The organism is Chitinophaga rhizophila (genome assembly GCF_019492185.1).
GTDB classification, from domain to species: domain Bacteria; phylum Bacteroidota; class Bacteroidia; order Chitinophagales; family Chitinophagaceae; genus Chitinophaga; species Chitinophaga rhizophila.
Genome location: NZ_JAICCF010000005.1, coordinates 341,880 through 358,190 on the forward strand (window position 1 = coordinate 341,880; position 16,311 = coordinate 358,190).

General features: G+C 43.2%; 14 protein-coding genes. 9 read left to right on the forward strand and 5 right to left on the reverse strand.

Features of this window, described 5'->3' with window-relative positions; translation table 11 throughout:
- Nucleotides 1-72: 72 nt before the first annotated feature.
- Nucleotides 73-1,083 carry a Shedu anti-phage system protein SduA domain-containing protein gene (locus K1Y79_RS25650; RefSeq protein WP_220253069.1) on the reverse strand — a complete coding sequence of 337 codons (1,011 nt, stop codon included), beginning with the start codon at nucleotides 1,081-1,083 and terminating at the stop codon, nucleotides 73-75.
- Nucleotide 1,084: 1 nt separating this feature from the next.
- Nucleotides 1,085-1,432 (reverse strand): WYL domain-containing protein, encoded by a 348-nt coding sequence (locus K1Y79_RS25655; RefSeq protein WP_220253070.1) that lies wholly within the window; start codon nucleotides 1,430-1,432, stop codon nucleotides 1,085-1,087.
- A 241-nt stretch (nucleotides 1,433-1,673) separates the two neighbouring features.
- Here K1Y79_RS25655 and K1Y79_RS25660 point away from each other — a divergent pair, with 241 nt between their 5' ends.
- The gene (locus K1Y79_RS25660; protein WP_220253071.1) at nucleotides 1,674-2,153 is read left to right on the forward strand and encodes an SMI1/KNR4 family protein; all 480 of its coding nucleotides are present in this window, start codon (nucleotides 1,674-1,676) and stop codon (nucleotides 2,151-2,153) included.
- An 82-nt stretch (nucleotides 2,154-2,235) separates the two neighbouring features.
- Here the strand turns inward: K1Y79_RS25660 and K1Y79_RS25665 are convergent, their stop codons facing one another.
- The gene (locus tag K1Y79_RS25665; RefSeq protein ID WP_220253072.1) at nucleotides 2,236-3,042 is read right to left on the reverse strand and encodes a DUF5984 family protein; all 807 of its coding nucleotides are present in this window, start codon (nucleotides 3,040-3,042) and stop codon (nucleotides 2,236-2,238) included.
- A 306-nt stretch (nucleotides 3,043-3,348) separates the two neighbouring features.
- Here K1Y79_RS25665 and K1Y79_RS25670 point away from each other — a divergent pair, with 306 nt between their 5' ends.
- Nucleotides 3,349-4,071: a hypothetical protein gene (locus tag K1Y79_RS25670; RefSeq protein WP_220253073.1), complete on the forward strand. Its 723-nt coding sequence runs from the start codon at nucleotides 3,349-3,351 to the stop codon at nucleotides 4,069-4,071.
- A 491-nt stretch (nucleotides 4,072-4,562) separates the two neighbouring features.
- A complete protein-coding gene (locus tag K1Y79_RS25675) occupies nucleotides 4,563-5,771 on the forward strand; it encodes an acyltransferase family protein (RefSeq protein WP_220253074.1) in 1,209 nt (402 codons plus the stop codon).
- Nucleotides 5,772-6,015: 244 nt separating this feature from the next.
- Here the strand turns inward: K1Y79_RS25675 and K1Y79_RS25680 are convergent, their stop codons facing one another.
- Nucleotides 6,016-6,264 (reverse strand): hypothetical protein, encoded by a 249-nt coding sequence (locus tag K1Y79_RS25680; RefSeq protein ID WP_220253075.1) that lies wholly within the window; start codon nucleotides 6,262-6,264, stop codon nucleotides 6,016-6,018.
- 200 nt (nucleotides 6,265-6,464) lie between these two features.
- Here K1Y79_RS25680 and K1Y79_RS25685 point away from each other — a divergent pair, with 200 nt between their 5' ends.
- Nucleotides 6,465-7,502: an SMI1/KNR4 family protein gene (locus K1Y79_RS25685; protein ID WP_220253076.1), complete on the forward strand. Its 1,038-nt coding sequence runs from the start codon at nucleotides 6,465-6,467 to the stop codon at nucleotides 7,500-7,502.
- A 40-nt stretch (nucleotides 7,503-7,542) separates the two neighbouring features.
- The gene (locus K1Y79_RS25690; RefSeq protein ID WP_220253077.1) at nucleotides 7,543-8,847 is read left to right on the forward strand and encodes a leucine-rich repeat domain-containing protein; all 1,305 of its coding nucleotides are present in this window, start codon (nucleotides 7,543-7,545) and stop codon (nucleotides 8,845-8,847) included.
- A 75-nt stretch (nucleotides 8,848-8,922) separates the two neighbouring features.
- Here the strand turns inward: K1Y79_RS25690 and K1Y79_RS25695 are convergent, their stop codons facing one another.
- Nucleotides 8,923-9,594 (reverse strand): YceI family protein, encoded by a 672-nt coding sequence (locus tag K1Y79_RS25695; RefSeq protein WP_220253078.1) that lies wholly within the window; start codon nucleotides 9,592-9,594, stop codon nucleotides 8,923-8,925.
- 268 nt (nucleotides 9,595-9,862) lie between these two features.
- Here K1Y79_RS25695 and K1Y79_RS25700 point away from each other — a divergent pair, with 268 nt between their 5' ends.
- From K1Y79_RS25700 to K1Y79_RS25715, 4 genes are all read left to right on the forward strand, one after another.
- Nucleotides 9,863-11,002, forward strand: a complete 1,140-nt coding sequence (locus K1Y79_RS25700; protein ID WP_220253079.1) for a BamA/TamA family outer membrane protein — start codon at nucleotides 9,863-9,865, stop codon at nucleotides 11,000-11,002.
- 521 nt (nucleotides 11,003-11,523) lie between these two features.
- On the forward strand, nucleotides 11,524-12,867 hold the full coding sequence (locus K1Y79_RS25705) for an SWIM zinc finger family protein (protein WP_220253080.1): 1,344 nt from the start codon (nucleotides 11,524-11,526) through the stop codon (nucleotides 12,865-12,867).
- 19 nt (nucleotides 12,868-12,886) lie between these two features.
- The gene (locus tag K1Y79_RS25710) at nucleotides 12,887-15,802 is read left to right on the forward strand and encodes a DUF6493 family protein (RefSeq protein ID WP_220253081.1); all 2,916 of its coding nucleotides are present in this window, start codon (nucleotides 12,887-12,889) and stop codon (nucleotides 15,800-15,802) included.
- 84 nt (nucleotides 15,803-15,886) lie between these two features.
- Complete coding sequence (locus tag K1Y79_RS25715; RefSeq protein ID WP_220253082.1) at nucleotides 15,887-16,309, forward strand: PH domain-containing protein; 423 nt, start codon at nucleotides 15,887-15,889, stop codon at nucleotides 16,307-16,309.
- Nucleotides 16,310-16,311: the final 2 nt, after the last annotated feature.

A 16,311-nucleotide genomic window follows, 5' to 3' on the forward strand; every position in this document is an offset into this window, starting at 1 on the left:
TGTTATCAGCTGGATTGACAGCGGAGGTGGTTGTAATAAAGAAATTTTACAGCGTCTTATCTTTAGGATTTATCAGGTGTAACAAGCTATCATTTTCTCCCCATATTTAATCAAGGAGTCATAAGATATGATTTCAATATTATTTAAACTACAATTCAACATTCTCAAAGCGCTATATTGGTCGTCCGTATAATTATTGGTTCTACCTGTGATTATTTTTATTCGGGGTCGGATAATTTTGATTTTATATTCCTTCTCCAAATTTAATTTTATATCATCCATTTTTTGTAGATAATATAGACATTGTCCAATTACTTTCGACAAATCTGAAGATGGATAATAACTCTTGTGGCTTACATCCACTTTTCCGAATATCGCGTTGGATGGTCTTTTCAATTCTATCAGATCCAAAAAACCATCAATTGATTCCATAAGTAAATCCCCTTCACTATATAATGAAATTTGTCGAACATCATGTTTCTTGACATATTCTACTCCGAATATCCAAAGGTGATTTTTGTCTATCCAATTTTGAAATATTTTTTCAGGCTGGCCAGCTGAATATTTATGTAGATCCGGATGTCTGTTGATTTCCTGAACAATATTTCCAGCGTCCTCTAGCTCAAGAAGTTTTTGTAAATTCTCAATTTCTTTTTTCCAATCGTGGCATCTTTGATAAGCAAATAGCGTATCTACTTCCAGGTCAGATAAGGCTGATAGAATGTTACTAATCTTTTCATCTTTATCTAATGTGATTAGAAGCGATTTTAATAGATTGGTTTTAGAATTAAGACCTAGCTTAGCTACTAATTCCCCGATTTCACTGCTAGATTCTATGAATTTTCCAGAAATAGTTGAAGACGAATCTCTAATTATTGATATTTGCTCAAGGTGGTGATATAAAAGCTTAATTTGATCATAGTTCAACGTTTCAGAAAATAAGGGAGCGCCAGTTTTACTGTAAGAATATATTGACATCTTCAAATTCTCAGCAGTGGCAATACTATCCTTTATGCCACTAAAATTTACTTTTAGTGTATAATTGCTGTTTGAAAGTATCTCTTTGTCGTATTGTATGCTCATATTAAACTTTTGCAATTACATCTTTGTATCCATCCCATTCCGGATTGTATGATTCATGAAATGGTTGAGTAAATTGAGGCAATTGTCCTAGCACCTGAACTTCTGACAATTCCTCTATGTTGTACGTTCGGAAACTTGGAAAGGGTTTTATTTCAGCCGAATCGGAAACTCCAGATGTTTGAACAATGTGGACTTTAGTACTTTGTATCCTCGTGTTTTTTGCGGTAAAAATAAATATAGCATAAGGATTTCCTATTCGTTTTCCTACAGTTTTGCCCTCTTTGTTGTATTGAAAACTAATTTGGTGTCTGTTTTTTATTGCCTTTGCTAAGATGTCAAGAACATTCATGGATGATATAATTAGCTGTTTGAAAATCTAAGTGATGCACTTTTACATAGTGCAATTATATTTTTACAAGTGTAGTCTTTCTTATTGATACTTAGGTTAATGCGGTGTTAATGTAATAGGGTTGACACAATGTGCGGTCTGTAATATAAAACCTTACTGGGGCAGTTAGCAGATGTTACTTTGCTATTTATAACATATATGCTACCGGTTTATATCTTTGAAGTAAATAACCTTTTACCTGATGCACACTGACTATAAATATCTTGGTTTTCTCAAGGAATATGTTGACTACTACGGTTTCAAACGCGCATGCACTCCGGAAGATGTCGATAAAATAGAGCAGCGATTGGGCGTTCGTTTCCCATTATGTTACCGAGAACTGTACCTGATATTAGGTGTGTTTGGCGCTTTTGCATTCCGATCCGTCATGGATTTTGTATATGATGAATATGAAGAGATGTGGGCGTTCTCTAAAGAAATAACATCGGCTGATGGTCATAGTTTCCTGGAGGATAAGAATGTGTTTGTCTTTGCTGCCTGGGGAGTTACCAGCGTATGTTGGTTCTTTAAATTAGATGAGGGTGATGACCCACCTGTGTATATGTATGAAAGTCCTGCCGATAGTTATGTCAAAGTATTAGACAATCTTTCTGAGTTTATTAAACTTGAAGACTGGTATCTTGCTTATCTCACGGATAGGGCTGCAAAACGCAATGGCTGATTCATCGCCAGCTAATCTTATATGGCAGCTGCCATTAGTATGCCAGCTGCCACTTGAATATTATCATAGATAGAAAATACTTCTAACTAAACATCTCTGTGATCAAGACATTAATAGCGTCCCAATCTGTATGTTTAGTTGGCGTACCTTTCAGTATCTCCAAATTTTTCTCGAAGGCAGCTTTTCTTTCCTGCTGTTCCTGCATCAGCCTTTCTTTGTTGATGTTGGTTGCGCCCCAGTCTTTTGCTATCGCTAGTTGTATCTGAGTAGCCATTGCATTGAAGAAGCGCTTACCAAAATCTTCCATTTCACTCACAAACTGATTGTATGAAATTTCAACTTCTCCGTTTTGCGCAGTCCATACAGGAATGTCGTTAGCTGTCTGATGATCTGCTCTCCAGACAATCGAGATATTATCTCCGTTTCTGAAAAAACTGATACTGGGTCCGCCGGTGAGGTGCGTAGCGACAAGCGTCCTACTATAGACCCACTCAATCGTCTTATCGTATTTCTCATAATATGCATCCATGTCAATAGCAGGGTCTTCAGACAACTTCTCCAGCCATTGTTGCACCGCTCCGTAAAACCGGTATAGGTAATTACAATTGCGGGAAATTGCATAGAATCCTTCAGGAATAGGTTCAGCGATAGATTCAAATATACTGGTCCAGTCTTCAATCAGGCGCACAACCTGATAAGCTACATATCTGGAATCATCTGGATCTCCGCCGGCCAGTATCTCGTCTGTATATTCGTAGAGCGTAGCTTTGTTTATATCGAGCCAGTATTCACCATCCGTAAGTCCAAACCAATGCATGGTAGTTTCCGTATCATCGCCCCAGGGAATGATGTTATCTGGATGTTTAAGTTTGAAATTAATGAGTGCCATAGAGATTATTAAAAGTCAAAGTGATGGCAAGGTAGTACAAAAAGTGACAATAACTGAACTGAGAGGCCAGGTAGTGGTTTGATTAAACTATATTTTTTCCAGTGGTTGTAAGCGTCACATAATCGTTTTCTATTAACAGGCAATCCAGTTTTTCAAGCTTGTGCAGTGAAGAGCTCCTAACTCCACACTGACGTCGTGCAGCTGTCTCTGTGTTGTACATGGATAATTTTATTTCCGCATTTAAAAATTTATTATCTTCCGTTAGTAACAGCACGTTATTTGTTAATCATTAATATTCCCACCACAATGGAACAAACATTAACCCTAATGCCGGCAGTCCATGATGCCGGAAGCTTCGTTAACGCCGAGCAGGCACAATTTCTTATCGCAGACTGGCAGCAAACATACCCTCAGGGTATCTTCTCTATTCTTTATGGCCGGCATTTATTCGACCAGCTACTTGCAGCACCGGATTGCGTAGGTATCCGCATTTTCAACGGCATTAACACCGGAAATAAACAGGCGTTTGTCTTCGTTGCTGTAAATGCAGCAGGAACCAGTATTTTAAGTTATGAGTTACTGACCGATAGCGGTCCTGTGCAGGTCAATAATACGATCTGGGATGTAGGCGTACCTTGTCCTCCGTTTTGTGACGAACCACCTGTCGGACAAGCATATCTCTGGAGGCGTCCGATTGATCCGTCCCTGAACATGAAAGAGATTGGCCGCAGCATTTCTTATGAAAAGGCTACTATAATGGTAGGAGCGTGGCAACAGCAGTTCCCCGGAATGCCGGCAGCGTTCTTCTTCACCAGAGATGTCATTACAGCAATGCTAAGTGTGCCGGGATGTGCAGGCGTTGCGATTTATAATGGCATCGACAAAGAACAGGAGCAGACGTTGATACTGACGCCTGCGGATACTACCGGAAGATGTATTTTTAATTATACCACTATTACAGCGGAAGGTACGTGCTTATCAGACGTACAACTGCTGACAGGAGGTATGAAACAGCAGGTATCACTGTAAATGGTGCAGCCTGCGAGCTGAGTAAAACTTTGTTGTTATGGCTGATGTCAATAGTAACTGACCATGATATAGCAGCTATTTAACAGGATCATGAAAAGGCGGTACTTATTACCGTCTTTTCATGATCCTTTGTAGGTAAACAGATGTGCTTTCTGGTTTCGGGTAGATTCCAGTCTGGCTTCCGCAGATCAGATCTCAAGGGCTGACCGCCGAACTGAAGGAGCCGCCGTCCCTGGTGGCAAGTGTTGCAGAATACCATTGGAATTATTTAACAATCTTATATATCTTTGCCACTTCAATCACCTCCAAACCGCTTGGCTGAGTCTGGCGCTGAAGCGGGTGATTACTTACAACTGTCATCATAGAGGCTCTGAAACTTTCAACAAGGTTTCAGGGCTTTTTTATATGGATCGCATGTTGTAACCAACTGAAGACTATACCACAACATTTATACTTAAACTAACCGAACAGTCAAACCAGCAAAGGTAGTTATGCAACAATCAAAGGTTTATTTTAAAGGGCTAAACGGACTACGCTTCTTCGCAGCCTTCCTGGTCTTAATGCAACACGCAGAATCTATCCGGCAAAAATATTCTTTATTCCACCTCGCTGACTATACCTTCTTTTTCTCAGGCAGCCTGGCAGTTGAGTTCTTCTTTGTACTAAGTGGATTCCTGATTACTTATTTGCTGCTGGAAGAAGATGCTAACACCGGCACTATCGATATTAAAAACTTTTATATGCGCCGCGTACTGAGAATATGGCCACTCTATTATCTGATCCTGATTATAGGTATGCTGATCATACCTGTCGTGATTAAGCTCTTGCATATAGAGTATACCGCCCATTATCCTTTTGTAACGGCCGGCCTGCTATACGTCTTCTTCCTGCCAAATCTGGTGATAAGTATATGGGGCTCCAGCTTTCTGGCCCCGTTATGGTCAATAGGAGTGGAGGAACAGTTCTATTTCTTCTGGGCACCATTGGTCAAATATTTTAAGAAATATGCTATAGGTATTTTCTTTACTATCATCGGGTTAAGACTCGTTTTTTACGCATATTATCATCATTACAACCATACACATACTACTCCTTCGGTAGCGCTTGATTTTATCAACACGCTCAAGTTTGAAGCTATGAGTATCGGTGGGTTAGGCGCGTGGCTCTTTTATCATTTCAGGGAGCGGATGATGCGGACCAGCATCTTCAGTGTTAGCGCACAGATTGCCTTGCTTGGTATTATCATTTTACGGTTTACCTGCCATAAATATCTGACTAATGAGGACACTACCCTGTTAGGCACTATCTATACCGTCATCTTCGGAAGTTTCTATTCCCTGCTGTTTACAAATGCGCTTTTCCTTTGGCTGATATTAAACATCTCTTCCAATCCTAAGAGTATACTTACAACAGATAATAAAGTGCTGAACTTCCTGGGAAACATCTCGTATGGCATCTATATGTATCATGGTATTGTACTGTTCGTTACCATTATTTTCATGAAGAATATCCTGCGTACGCTGCCTCCTGTAGCAGCTACGATTGCGATGTATACAGTTTCCGGCGGATTAACCATATTAACTGCTTATATATCATACCGGTTCATTGAGTCAAAGTTCCTGAAGCTGAAGAAACGCTTTGAGCCGAAAGCAGCCAATGCAAAGCCAGTAGAACAGCCGGCAGTGCAGATAGCACAATAGTATCGGTAATAATCAGTGATCTCTGATATAAAAAAAGCGAGCGGTTAACTATGGTGACCGCTCGCTTTTTTCGTTCGTAAACATTTACTCAGCGTTGTATGCATATGAACCATCAGATACCATCATCGTACTGCCATCCTTGCCTAATTCCAGCGCAAGGGTTACAATAAATTCTACTTTATCTTCCATCGTATAAGTATTAATATTGGTAGATTTTTGTGGTGTATTATCAATCGGGAAGGGGCTAATCTTCTCTGTTCCAATCGAATCCTTCCATGCTGTCTTCCCCGTCAAACATGTCTTCAATAATACTGTCATTATCAGGTATTTCATCTTCTTCAATCACGTCATCTGTCTCAGTATCAATGATGTGGTAATAGTCTGCCGTTTCATAGTAATCTCCCGAACCATGCTTTTCCTCGATTTCTTCCAGTGTGTTAAATTTCATGGTGGAGACAACCTGGCCGCCGCTCAGATATTGTAGCAGGAACATAACTTGTGTTTTACGTTATTTAATAGATAAGGTGCGTGTAATTGTAAGGGGTGTTATTGATTATCATCCGCAATATACATCGTATCTCAATGCGCCGGCTACATGTTTGTAAATTCTTATTTCTGGTAGATGATTTATCGAGGGGGGGCGTTCTTGCACAACAGATAGTATCTTTGCCTACCTCAAACTGAATAATAATCATGGCGAAATCTACTATGCAGGACCTAGCGGAGAAGTTATTCTCAGAATCAGACGGGAGTAAATTTGCAAAGCTGAAAGACAAGCTGATCGCAACTTACGGTCAGAGCGATCAGGCACAGGTAATTGAAATATTGACCAGCTATGCAAAAGACGGAAAGCTCCTGCACTGGCGTAATTTCCTTATGACAGATATTATCTCGCTTGTCCCTACCGGAGATGCGACACAAATACCCTTCTTTGAATGGGCGATAACAGTACCGCAACTCAGTTACTGGGCAATTGACGGGTTGCTGAAAACGAAAGGAGCAGCAGCATATGCTATGTTGATTTCATTGGCACAAAACGAAAAAATAGCCATTGACGTCCGGGCAAAGGCAATAAAAAGCCTGGCCGTATACAGTCAGCAGCCTTTCGACCGCGAGTTGCCCATAGATCCAGGTTACTGGAAAATCCAGGATCTCAGGCTGGATGAACTGACTGCCTGGCAAAACAATGGGTATACTACCGGAGCAGGATACGCTCCTCCCGCTACACATCCTTCTTTGCATCATCCTGTTACAAGACTCGAACATATCGCTGCACGCATAGAAGAAAAGCTTCGTGATCGCCGGGAGGAATACCAGGACCTGTCCCGGCCTACCGACTGGTTAGTGCCGGCTACAGACATGGTTATGGCTGCTATTGATCGTAAATGGCAGTTACCAGCCGACTATCGCACATTCCTGCAACAGTTCTCTCCACTGCATGTACTGATACAACATGCCGATCTCGGAGGGAGTCTGGATATATACGGCGCTGCCGACCTTATTTCCCGCCAGGACGGTTATGCATTTAATAGTGTTACACAGGAATCAATATCAGATTGGCCACCAGCGTACCTTGTAATCGCAGATATGGATGGCGATCCGTATTGTATAGATCTTACCACGACAGAAGGTGCAATTTATACCAGTATGCACGGTGCGGGTAGCTGGACGTTTGAGCGTTATGCAGAAAGCTTTTTAGACTTCCTGGACGAAGTTAGTCAGCACGCCTGATCACCCGATACCGGCTCACTCAACTCTTATCCCCTATACTATGGAACAGCAATATTACCAGCTTCACCGCTGGTCTACCCACCTGGAATTATATGGAAGCAGCTGCGAAGAGCTGCCTGAAGACCTGTTTGCGGACTATATTGAGATCACTCATTTGCAATTAGGCCTTCCCCTTCTTAAACGTCTGCCGCATTCCATCAACTGTTTACAGCAACTGAAATCTATCACAATTTCATGTGTAGTGATGGACTGGAATGAGAAACTACAGCTCCTATATCAGCTGCCAAAGTTATCAGAAGTGAACTTCCTGCAAGTGTCAGGGATTATTAGACCTTCAGCGTTATTGCCAATTGTTAACTTAACTAAACTGTATGTATCGCTCAACAATATAGAAGATATCGTTGGTATGGTACAGGCACTTCCCCAGCTCAGGCAGTTGATTGTCAAGTCGGATCTGTCTGTATTTAACAGGATTATCACACCAGCATTGTTATCGGAAGTCCGGCAACTAGACAGACTTATATTGGCCATAGCTAGACATGATCTCGATGCTTTGCCAAAGGATACATTACAGGCGATGATTGCTACCGGCAAACCTGTAAAGCTGATTATGCAGCAAAAGATTTTCAGGGTAAGTAATAAAGAGATATTAACAAAACTGGACAAATATGGAGTAAGTATCACTACCGACAAAAACGACTCCGGGGCGTTGGTAGTGATTGGGGCAAATAGTATGCTGCATGCAAGTGCTTACCTGGAAAAAGCCATCCGGATAATCTCAGTAGATCAGCTGCAAGCTACCCTACTGGATGAAGAAGACTTACCATTGAGGAGGAATACAGATCCGAAAGTAAATAGTGAACTGCTAAGGATGTTGATCAGCACTGATAAGGAAGATACACTTCAGGCATTAACCCGTATTCAGAAAGAAGGAGCGAACAGTATTTTGCAGTCGGCCGTGGCAGCATTGTGGCGCGCGCATCCCGATAAAGATATACGCGCTATAAGCAATAGGTTATACAGGCGCTTCGGATCTGATAGTTTCCGGGTATATGCACACCGCATTAATACTGTATTTTTTGACACACCCGTATACAACCATGAAAAGCTCAGAAAATTGAGTAGTCACCCGGACGTAGACCCGGTGATTTTCATACTGACAGTAATCCATCTTGTCCGCCGGCAGTTTCAATCTGGCAGTAATACCTACCTGGAAAATGGTCAGCGGACGACTAGTAGGAGGAAGAAGGTCTACACGCTTCCATCAATCAAAATGATTGAAGATCAGTGGAATAATATGCCTGAAGAAGCAACTGTTTTTATGTCAGAAGATAAAGGACGATAGTTTAAAAAAGCGCCTGTCACTCTAAAGTGGCAGGCGCTTTTCTTTATCGTTGTATTACCGGAAGGTAAATACGAACTATTTTTTTGCAGCTTTCAGGCTGAAACCAATTTCAACTTCTTTGCTGATCACCCAGTTCTCAGGGCTACCTTCAGTTTTGTAGTTGATACCCCATGCAGTTCTGTCAATCACGAATTTCGCGTTAGCAGTAACATCGTTTTCAGCTACAGTGATCTGTGCTGGGAAAGTGATGTTCAGGGTGCTGTCTTTCAGTGTCAGGTTACCGCTGATCAGATTAGTAGCTCCTGGCAGCAGGCTTTTTTCTTTAGTGCTGTCGTATGCAGAAACACCAGTGATCACGAATTTAGCTGTTGGGTGCTTAGCCGTGTCGAAGAAATCAGCGCTTTTCAGATGGCCGTCCAGATCAGTAGACTTTTTATCTTTTTCAGTTACAGATGCAGGATCTGTGGTCAGAGAGTTCAGATCTACATCAAAGCTACCACCGGTAACTGCGCCGTTTTCAACGTTCAGGCTACCATCAACAACTTTGATGGTTCCAAAGCGTGGTGCAAATCCACCTTTGTGGGTAGCACGCCAGGTCACAGAAGTAGTGGTAGTGTCAATAGCATAAGCTACACCGGTAGCTGCAGCAGCTTCTTTCTTTTCTTCGGTTTTCGCCTGATCAGTTGAGGCACCACCACAAGCCGCCATTGTCAGCAGCAGGATAAAAGCAGGAACTGTTTGCTTCATAGAGATTAATTTAATTTAATTAGTATGTATAAGGCACTAAATTAGTTAATTGTATTTAACCAGCAATGGCACTTGTCGAAAATGGCATGTGAAACCCTGAAATCTTCTATGAAAAATCTGTTCGCCTGCCCTTTGGAAGTCATATTTGAGGTTCTAATGGATACACCTGAATATAATACCGGGGGTTTCGGGGATATAAGTTAATGATTTTAATTCATACAGACCGGTGTTTCATAAAGTTTGGCCCTTTTTATGTATATTTTCCCGCATGAGACCTACCATTGCGATTATTAGCTTGCTCCTGTGTTTATCTTCCACAGTAGCATTGGCACAAACTGAACAGAAAGGCTGGGTGAACCGGACGCTGAACAGATTCTTTAATGATACCACCTCCGCCTCCGAAAAAAGCTTCCGCGTGTATCCGACGCTGGGTTACTCACCCGAAACGGGCATAGAAATAGGTGCCTCCGGCCTATGGCTCTTCAGAGCTAAAGGAGATAGTACCAATCGTCTCAGTGAAGTACAGGCATTTACCTTCTTTACCTTCAAAGCCCAATATGGCCTCTGGATAGACAATGCAATCTACGGGGATCAGGATAAGTGGTTTTTTCTCGGAAGAACAAGAATACAACGCTTCCCATTGCTGTACTATGGTATAGGACCTGACACCGATGGGGAACACCCGGCAGTGGTAGATGCGAATTATATATTACTCAGACAGCGCGTACTAAGAAAGATCAGCCGTAACCTCTTCCTGGGACCCGAGATAGACTACCAGTACCTGTACGGTACTGAGTTTAATCAACCGGAAGAAGGACCTAAGTATACCATTCCATCCGGCGGTAACGGTACCAGTAACCTCGGTTTTGGCGCAGCACTGGTATATGATGACCGGCACAACGTGCTGAATGTGCGTAAAGGTTGGTTTGGAGAACTATCTTACCTCGGTTATCACCCATCTCTGACCAGCGATTTTAAATTTGGCAGTATTAATCTCGATATACGTGGTTTCCATCCTTATAAAAAGAACAATGTAATTGCCTGGCAGGTGCTGGGTAATTTCCTCAATGGCAACGTTCCTTTTAATCAGCTGGCACTGATGGGAGGAGACATGATGATGCGTGGCTATTACCAGGGGCGCTACCGTGATAAAAACATGCTGGCCGCACAGGTGGAATACCGGATGTTGCCCTTTTCTTTCAGCAAGCGGTGGGGCGCGACCGTATTCGCAGGTACTGCCGCAGTCGCCCCGGAAGTAAAAGCTTTTCAGCTGGATAAAACACAATTCGCCGGCGGCGCAGGCGTTCGTTACCTGCTGTTCCCTAAAAAAGACATCTTCCTTCGCCTCGATGTGGGGATGACAAGAGAAGGCCCCGGATTTTATTTCTTTACCGGCGAAGCATTCTAATTAATCAATAGTACTTCCTGATTTCGGGAAGGTGATAGCACCAGGTGTTTTGACCTTGACCTGCAGCCTTAAATACCTATTCACCGCAAAGAAAATCTAAGCTATTTATACAGTTGGTATTGATGCACATTTGCTTGCAGCACGTAGTAATACTGATAGTTGTAATGCGCCCGCTGAGCCAGATAAAACCCGTGAGAAAGATTATCGTTTGTGTTTTACAACTGACAGTTTTACAAGGCGTTATAGCTGAATTGAAGTATATATCAATGGGCATGATCGTTAGAAGATTAGCGTGTTGAAATATGCTTTTTTTTGTTCCCTGAATATTGGCTGCGCTGACATTTTTTATCTTTGTATAACAGCCATAAACGGATATCTTCCATTACTCGAAGCGATTCTTTGTGGATATACAAGCATAGTCCAAGACATTGTTTAAACCTGCCTTAAGGGCGTTAAGTATAACAGGGGGTGCAGAATTAAACGAACCACTATATCTTTGGGATAGTTATAGTATCTGAATAATGAATGAGTCCCTTATATATCATTATGACACTGCGTCAAAGGTAAGTAGATCAGCAGGTAGCGAAGAGCTGTTTCTGGCCCGCTACAGTGAAGTGGAAAAGAGGGAAGCGCCTGTTTATTTTCAAGGAACTCTCCTGCAACCTTTTGTTACAGCCCGATGCCTGTTAACATTGTCGAAGGTGGTACAATCCAGCTTTAGCATGTCTCCGTTTGACATGTCTCTGTTTAAAGATCCTGTAGTCACTGCAGGTAACGAAAAGTTACGCTTTGAAGGATTTTCTCATTGCGCAGGTGTATATGCCAGGCTTGATATACGACCAGGCGCACATAGTGGTGAGTTCCCGGTTGCAGGTACTACAAACGTAGACTTTAATCAGCCAATGTTGTCAGCGCTCAGCAGCATCGTCAAAGGACAGGAAGTATCGTTATCAATAGGCCGGAAGGATGTTACACTACAAGCTGGCGAAAACAAGGTGACTGAGCGGAAGGTGCCACTTCCGGTGAAATGGATAAAAGGATTTGCCAGTGTGCAGGTATTCTTATCGGAAGCTGAAAAGGCGCACCAGTTTAACCGGGTGCAAACCCTGCAGCTCTTTCAGAGTATCCCCAGGGGAGTGGTGAAGGCAGACCATTACCTTGTAGTAAGAGGCGGAAAACCGGTATTTTCCCCTGTCGCAGCATCGAATGCGGTTTGTGTAGGAGGTATACACCGCCTGCGGCTACTGGAGCCGTTATTGCCCTTGGCAGATGAACTGCGTATCTATGCACATCCGGCGATGCAGTCAACTACTTGGCAGTTGTATTTCGGTGGACTGACATTTACGCTCTCCCTGTCACGTGAAGCGTGGAGAGGCTTTTCCGGTGAAGGTGCAGTACTCGATGCACTTATGGCTGATGTGCCGGATGCATGGATTGAAGCGGTTGATAATTACGGTTATACTAACCAGACGTTTAATGCCTCTTTGCTGGCAGTGAATGAGAATATCAGTTTCGCAGCTGCGGATAATATCACAGCAAAACTTGCAGCTATTGGCTTGCTGGGATTTGATACTGATGAAAACAGCTTCTTTTACAGGCGTCTGCCGTTTAAGTTGAGCCGCATTATGAGCCTGCATCCCCGCATGAAGGATGCAGAAAAGCTACTGGCTGAAAATAAAGTGAGCATCATCAGTGATGCTGGAGGGAGGGTAGATGCAAGAGTGGAAGGTAGCGGCGTAACGCATACGGTACTGCTGGATGAAAATCAGGAACGCTGCACCTGTACCTGGTACAGCCGTCACCAGGGAGAAAGAGGGCCATGCAAACACGTACTGGCTGTAAAGAAAATGGTTTCAGGCAGCTAATGCCGGCAAAATAAAATATATGACTATTCAGGAGCAGTTTGCTTGGATTTTAGACAATGTAGAAGAAAATAAGATAGTCCCGTTTCTAAGATTGTTGTCTGATGAGGATAGAAATGCCCTCATCCCGGAACTGAGGAAATGGTTGAAGTACTATAGCGAATATGTGACTACGGATAATAAGTCATATCGCTCAAGAGCAACGGCTCAACATTGGCGTATCATAGCATCCGGAATGTTTGTGTGCTGTGACAGAAAAGAGTTTGAGCGGAACTGGATCAACCGCTATGTACTGGAAGGTAAGTTGATATTTGAGCTGCTTGATTTTTATCAGCCTTCATGGTTCAATGACTATATCAACGGCATGGCCAGTCAGGAGAACATTGGCATTGGTTACGGGCTGATAATGCAGCTGACAGACAAGGGGTATCTACGGCCGTCGCCGGATCTGATTGCCAAAACATTACCGTCGGCAACGCGTATTGCCAGGCAACAAGGTTCGATCTTTACACTGGAGTTGATAGAGGAAAGACCCGTTACGCTGGATGAGCACATATGGCATCTGTTTAACTACGAAAGTAACCTGAACTGGGCTGATAAGTGGTCAGTAACTCCGGGGAATAATCACCAGAGCTGGATGGAAGTCCTGAAGCAATATGCAGCAAAAGGACGTATCAGCAGAATACGGCTCCTGAAGGAGGCGCTGGCAGCTTCCGCAAGGAACTTCAATAAGGTGTTGTCAGGTTGGTTTGCTGACTTATTTGTATACCTGCAACCAGCGGAGCACGAGCTGCTGACAGTACAGGCAGACCTGATGATGGCTTTATCTGCCGTACAAAGCAAGGCAGTTGGCAATGCACTTATGCATCTTAAGAAGATTAGTACGCATGCTGATTTTGAGGTGCATACGTTTCTGCAATACGTGCCGGTGTTGTTGTCATCTGCAACAAAAGCTGTTCATACAGCAACACTGTCAATACTGGAAGTATTGGCCAAGAAGTATCCGGCAGATAGAAACGCCATATGTGAGGTTGTTGCTAATGCATTTATCAGTAGTGATAATGCAACACAAACAAAAGCTGCTAAACTGATTGCGGCTTATGGTGATGAAACATCGCCTGAATTGATCACGGCAATAGGCGCAGTGGAAAGCTCACTGTTGGCCGGCCCGAAAGAGCTGGTCCGTAAATGGCTGCAGACAGCGCCGCCAGAAGTAGCGCCAACGTCTGAAGCAGATGTATTCAGTCCGGTTGTTGTATTAAGTGAGCATACGCTCATTACAATACCCGAAGACGTAGAAGGGCTGATATTTCTGATCAGTCAGTCGTTGGATAACAACGAGCACTATCACCTGGAACAGGTGTTGTCATCTGTGATCCGTCTGCATAAGCAGATCACGGAAGCGCATTTTAAACAGCTGGAACCTGCCTTTCAGCGTGCTTTCAAAATGCTGATGAAGGGGATTTCTGGTAACGCAGGATTATTAGATGAACTACTTGCGGTTTTTCTGATTGAATATGGGTTATTGCTTGAGCAACAATATCCGGTGGAAGGAGCTGGCTTCAGGAAACAATATGATAAACAGATTGCTGAAGATAAAAAGAGGGAAGCAGAATGGTCATATTATAAACTGATGATTGTTCCTGTAAGTGACTGGACCAGGCACACTGCAAATGTGAAAGCATATGAAGTGTACCGGCAACTTGTATTGACTGCCCTGACGTTCGTTCAGCAGGGAATACAACTGCCATTGGTATCGATGCCTACACATAAGGGTGGATGGATAGATCCTGTTGTACTGGTGGAACGCCTGAACACATACCAGCTGGCTGGCGTTGCTCCGGCGCTGATGGACATGCAGGTCGCTATTGCAAGAGTGTCTTTTGAAAATAGTGCTGTGGCACTGACGGCGGCAGCAGTTTTAGAAGGCGAATACAAAAGATTGCTTGCGTTTCTGCTGGATCAGCATGCGCAACCGGCAGGTCCGTTTGATACGCCGGTATTGTGGATGCTGGCAGGATTGTGTAAGTCTCCTGAAACGGTTTATCAGGCTTTCCAGGACTTCCCTTATACTCAGATCAACCGTGCATATCTTACCGGTCAATTTGCATGGAAGACCTTCTCCCAGAAGTATCTTGCCTATGGTAATTATAGTAAGGAGAAAAAGGAATACGAGCGGTACGATGCATGGCGAACTGTATTGAAGGTGGATTTTCCGGATAGTCCGAATGTCACTATTGCTAAAAACAATTACGGTGGTAAAGACGTCATTTATAGAAATGTGTGTGACACTCCTTTACTACAGGAATATATGAACGGAAATAAACAGCAGATATCGGAAAATGACATACAGCGAGTGTTGTCATTATCACCGGGCAATCCGGATATACAGCTGGCTTATTTTATTGACAGCGCCATGAATAGTGCGCTGCTGGATGAGGTGACAGAGAGGAGAGGGGTACTGCGCAAGCTCGAAGCGCTATATGTATTGAAGAATGATTTGCGTGAAATGAGTTACCTGTTTCTGGCTACAGCAATGCTCAATGCAGATAGTACCAACCGTTCAATGGCTGCCGAGATATGGATAGACAGGGTGGCATCCGGTACGGTAGATAGTGGAAAGATAGGGGCGATTATTGGTACCCATCAGCAATTGGAATGGGCACCTATGAAGAGGTGGACGGATCTTATCGGCGGACGTATGCAGAAGGTGAGCGCGCGTCATAATATAGCCCTCGAAAGTATGATGACTTCCTGTCTTTTACAACTGCCCGCAGCGGGCGTAAAAGACCTTAAAAAGCTGTTGGAAGTGTATCATGAAGTGCTGGTGGCAAATGGTACGAAGATTGAAGTGCAGACATTAATTGGCGGTAAGCTGGAGGAGTGGAAGGCACTTGCACCGGTGAAGAAGGCGGTTGCCGCGATTCTGGCTTTGTAAGAAGGATGGGTAGGTCTGAGAAGCGCTGACGGGGCATATAAGTAGCTGTTTTTTTTAGTACATTTAGCAACTAAAAGAATTGGCATGACTACTTATAAATCGGCTGTAAGCAAAGGTATATTTATCCCGGTATTGGTAATATTCCTGGCAGTAATAGTTACGGCAGCTATTACACGAACCTGGGGACTAGTGGGTATAATGACACTGACAGCCGCTTTTACATTTTATACTATCATGTCTATTGACTATAAGATTACCGGTAATGAATTGGCAATCAGATGCGGTATACTTTTCAAAAGGACTGTTCACATTAATACAATTAATCGTATCAGGCATACGCATAATCCGCTGAGCGCTCCGGCGGCATCGCTGGACCGGCTGGAGTTGCGGTTTAATAAGTATGAAACGATATTAGTATCTCCGAAGAATAAAGCAGCGTTTATTGATCAGCTACGTGCGATCAATCCTGATATAGACTACCAGAAAAAACCGCACGTCGCTGTGTAGTT

What these genes read in the sequence shown, in the direction of transcription:
- K1Y79_RS25650 (WP_220253069.1), bottom strand. Translation starts at nt 1,083, where the DNA reads ATGAGCATACAATACGACAAAGAGATACTTTCAAACAGCAATTATACA.
- K1Y79_RS25655 (WP_220253070.1), bottom strand. Translation starts at nt 1,432, where the DNA reads ATGAATGTTCTTGACATCTTAGCAAAGGCAATAAAAAACAGACACCAA.
- K1Y79_RS25660 (WP_220253071.1), top strand. Translation starts at nt 1,674, where the DNA reads ATGCACACTGACTATAAATATCTTGGTTTTCTCAAGGAATATGTTGAC.
- K1Y79_RS25665 (WP_220253072.1), bottom strand. Translation starts at nt 3,042, where the DNA reads ATGGCACTCATTAATTTCAAACTTAAACATCCAGATAACATCATTCCC.
- K1Y79_RS25670 (WP_220253073.1), top strand. Translation starts at nt 3,349, where the DNA reads ATGGAACAAACATTAACCCTAATGCCGGCAGTCCATGATGCCGGAAGC.
- K1Y79_RS25675 (WP_220253074.1), top strand. Translation starts at nt 4,563, where the DNA reads ATGCAACAATCAAAGGTTTATTTTAAAGGGCTAAACGGACTACGCTTC.
- K1Y79_RS25680 (WP_220253075.1), bottom strand. Translation starts at nt 6,264, where the DNA reads ATGTTCCTGCTACAATATCTGAGCGGCGGCCAGGTTGTCTCCACCATG.
- K1Y79_RS25685 (WP_220253076.1), top strand. Translation starts at nt 6,465, where the DNA reads ATGGCGAAATCTACTATGCAGGACCTAGCGGAGAAGTTATTCTCAGAA.
- K1Y79_RS25690 (WP_220253077.1), top strand. Translation starts at nt 7,543, where the DNA reads ATGGAACAGCAATATTACCAGCTTCACCGCTGGTCTACCCACCTGGAA.
- K1Y79_RS25695 (WP_220253078.1), bottom strand. Translation starts at nt 9,594, where the DNA reads ATGAAGCAAACAGTTCCTGCTTTTATCCTGCTGCTGACAATGGCGGCT.
- K1Y79_RS25700 (WP_220253079.1), top strand. Translation starts at nt 9,863, where the DNA reads ATGAGACCTACCATTGCGATTATTAGCTTGCTCCTGTGTTTATCTTCC.
- K1Y79_RS25705 (WP_220253080.1), top strand. Translation starts at nt 11,524, where the DNA reads ATGAATGAGTCCCTTATATATCATTATGACACTGCGTCAAAGGTAAGT.
- K1Y79_RS25710 (WP_220253081.1), top strand. Translation starts at nt 12,887, where the DNA reads ATGACTATTCAGGAGCAGTTTGCTTGGATTTTAGACAATGTAGAAGAA.
- K1Y79_RS25715 (WP_220253082.1), top strand. Translation starts at nt 15,887, where the DNA reads ATGACTACTTATAAATCGGCTGTAAGCAAAGGTATATTTATCCCGGTA.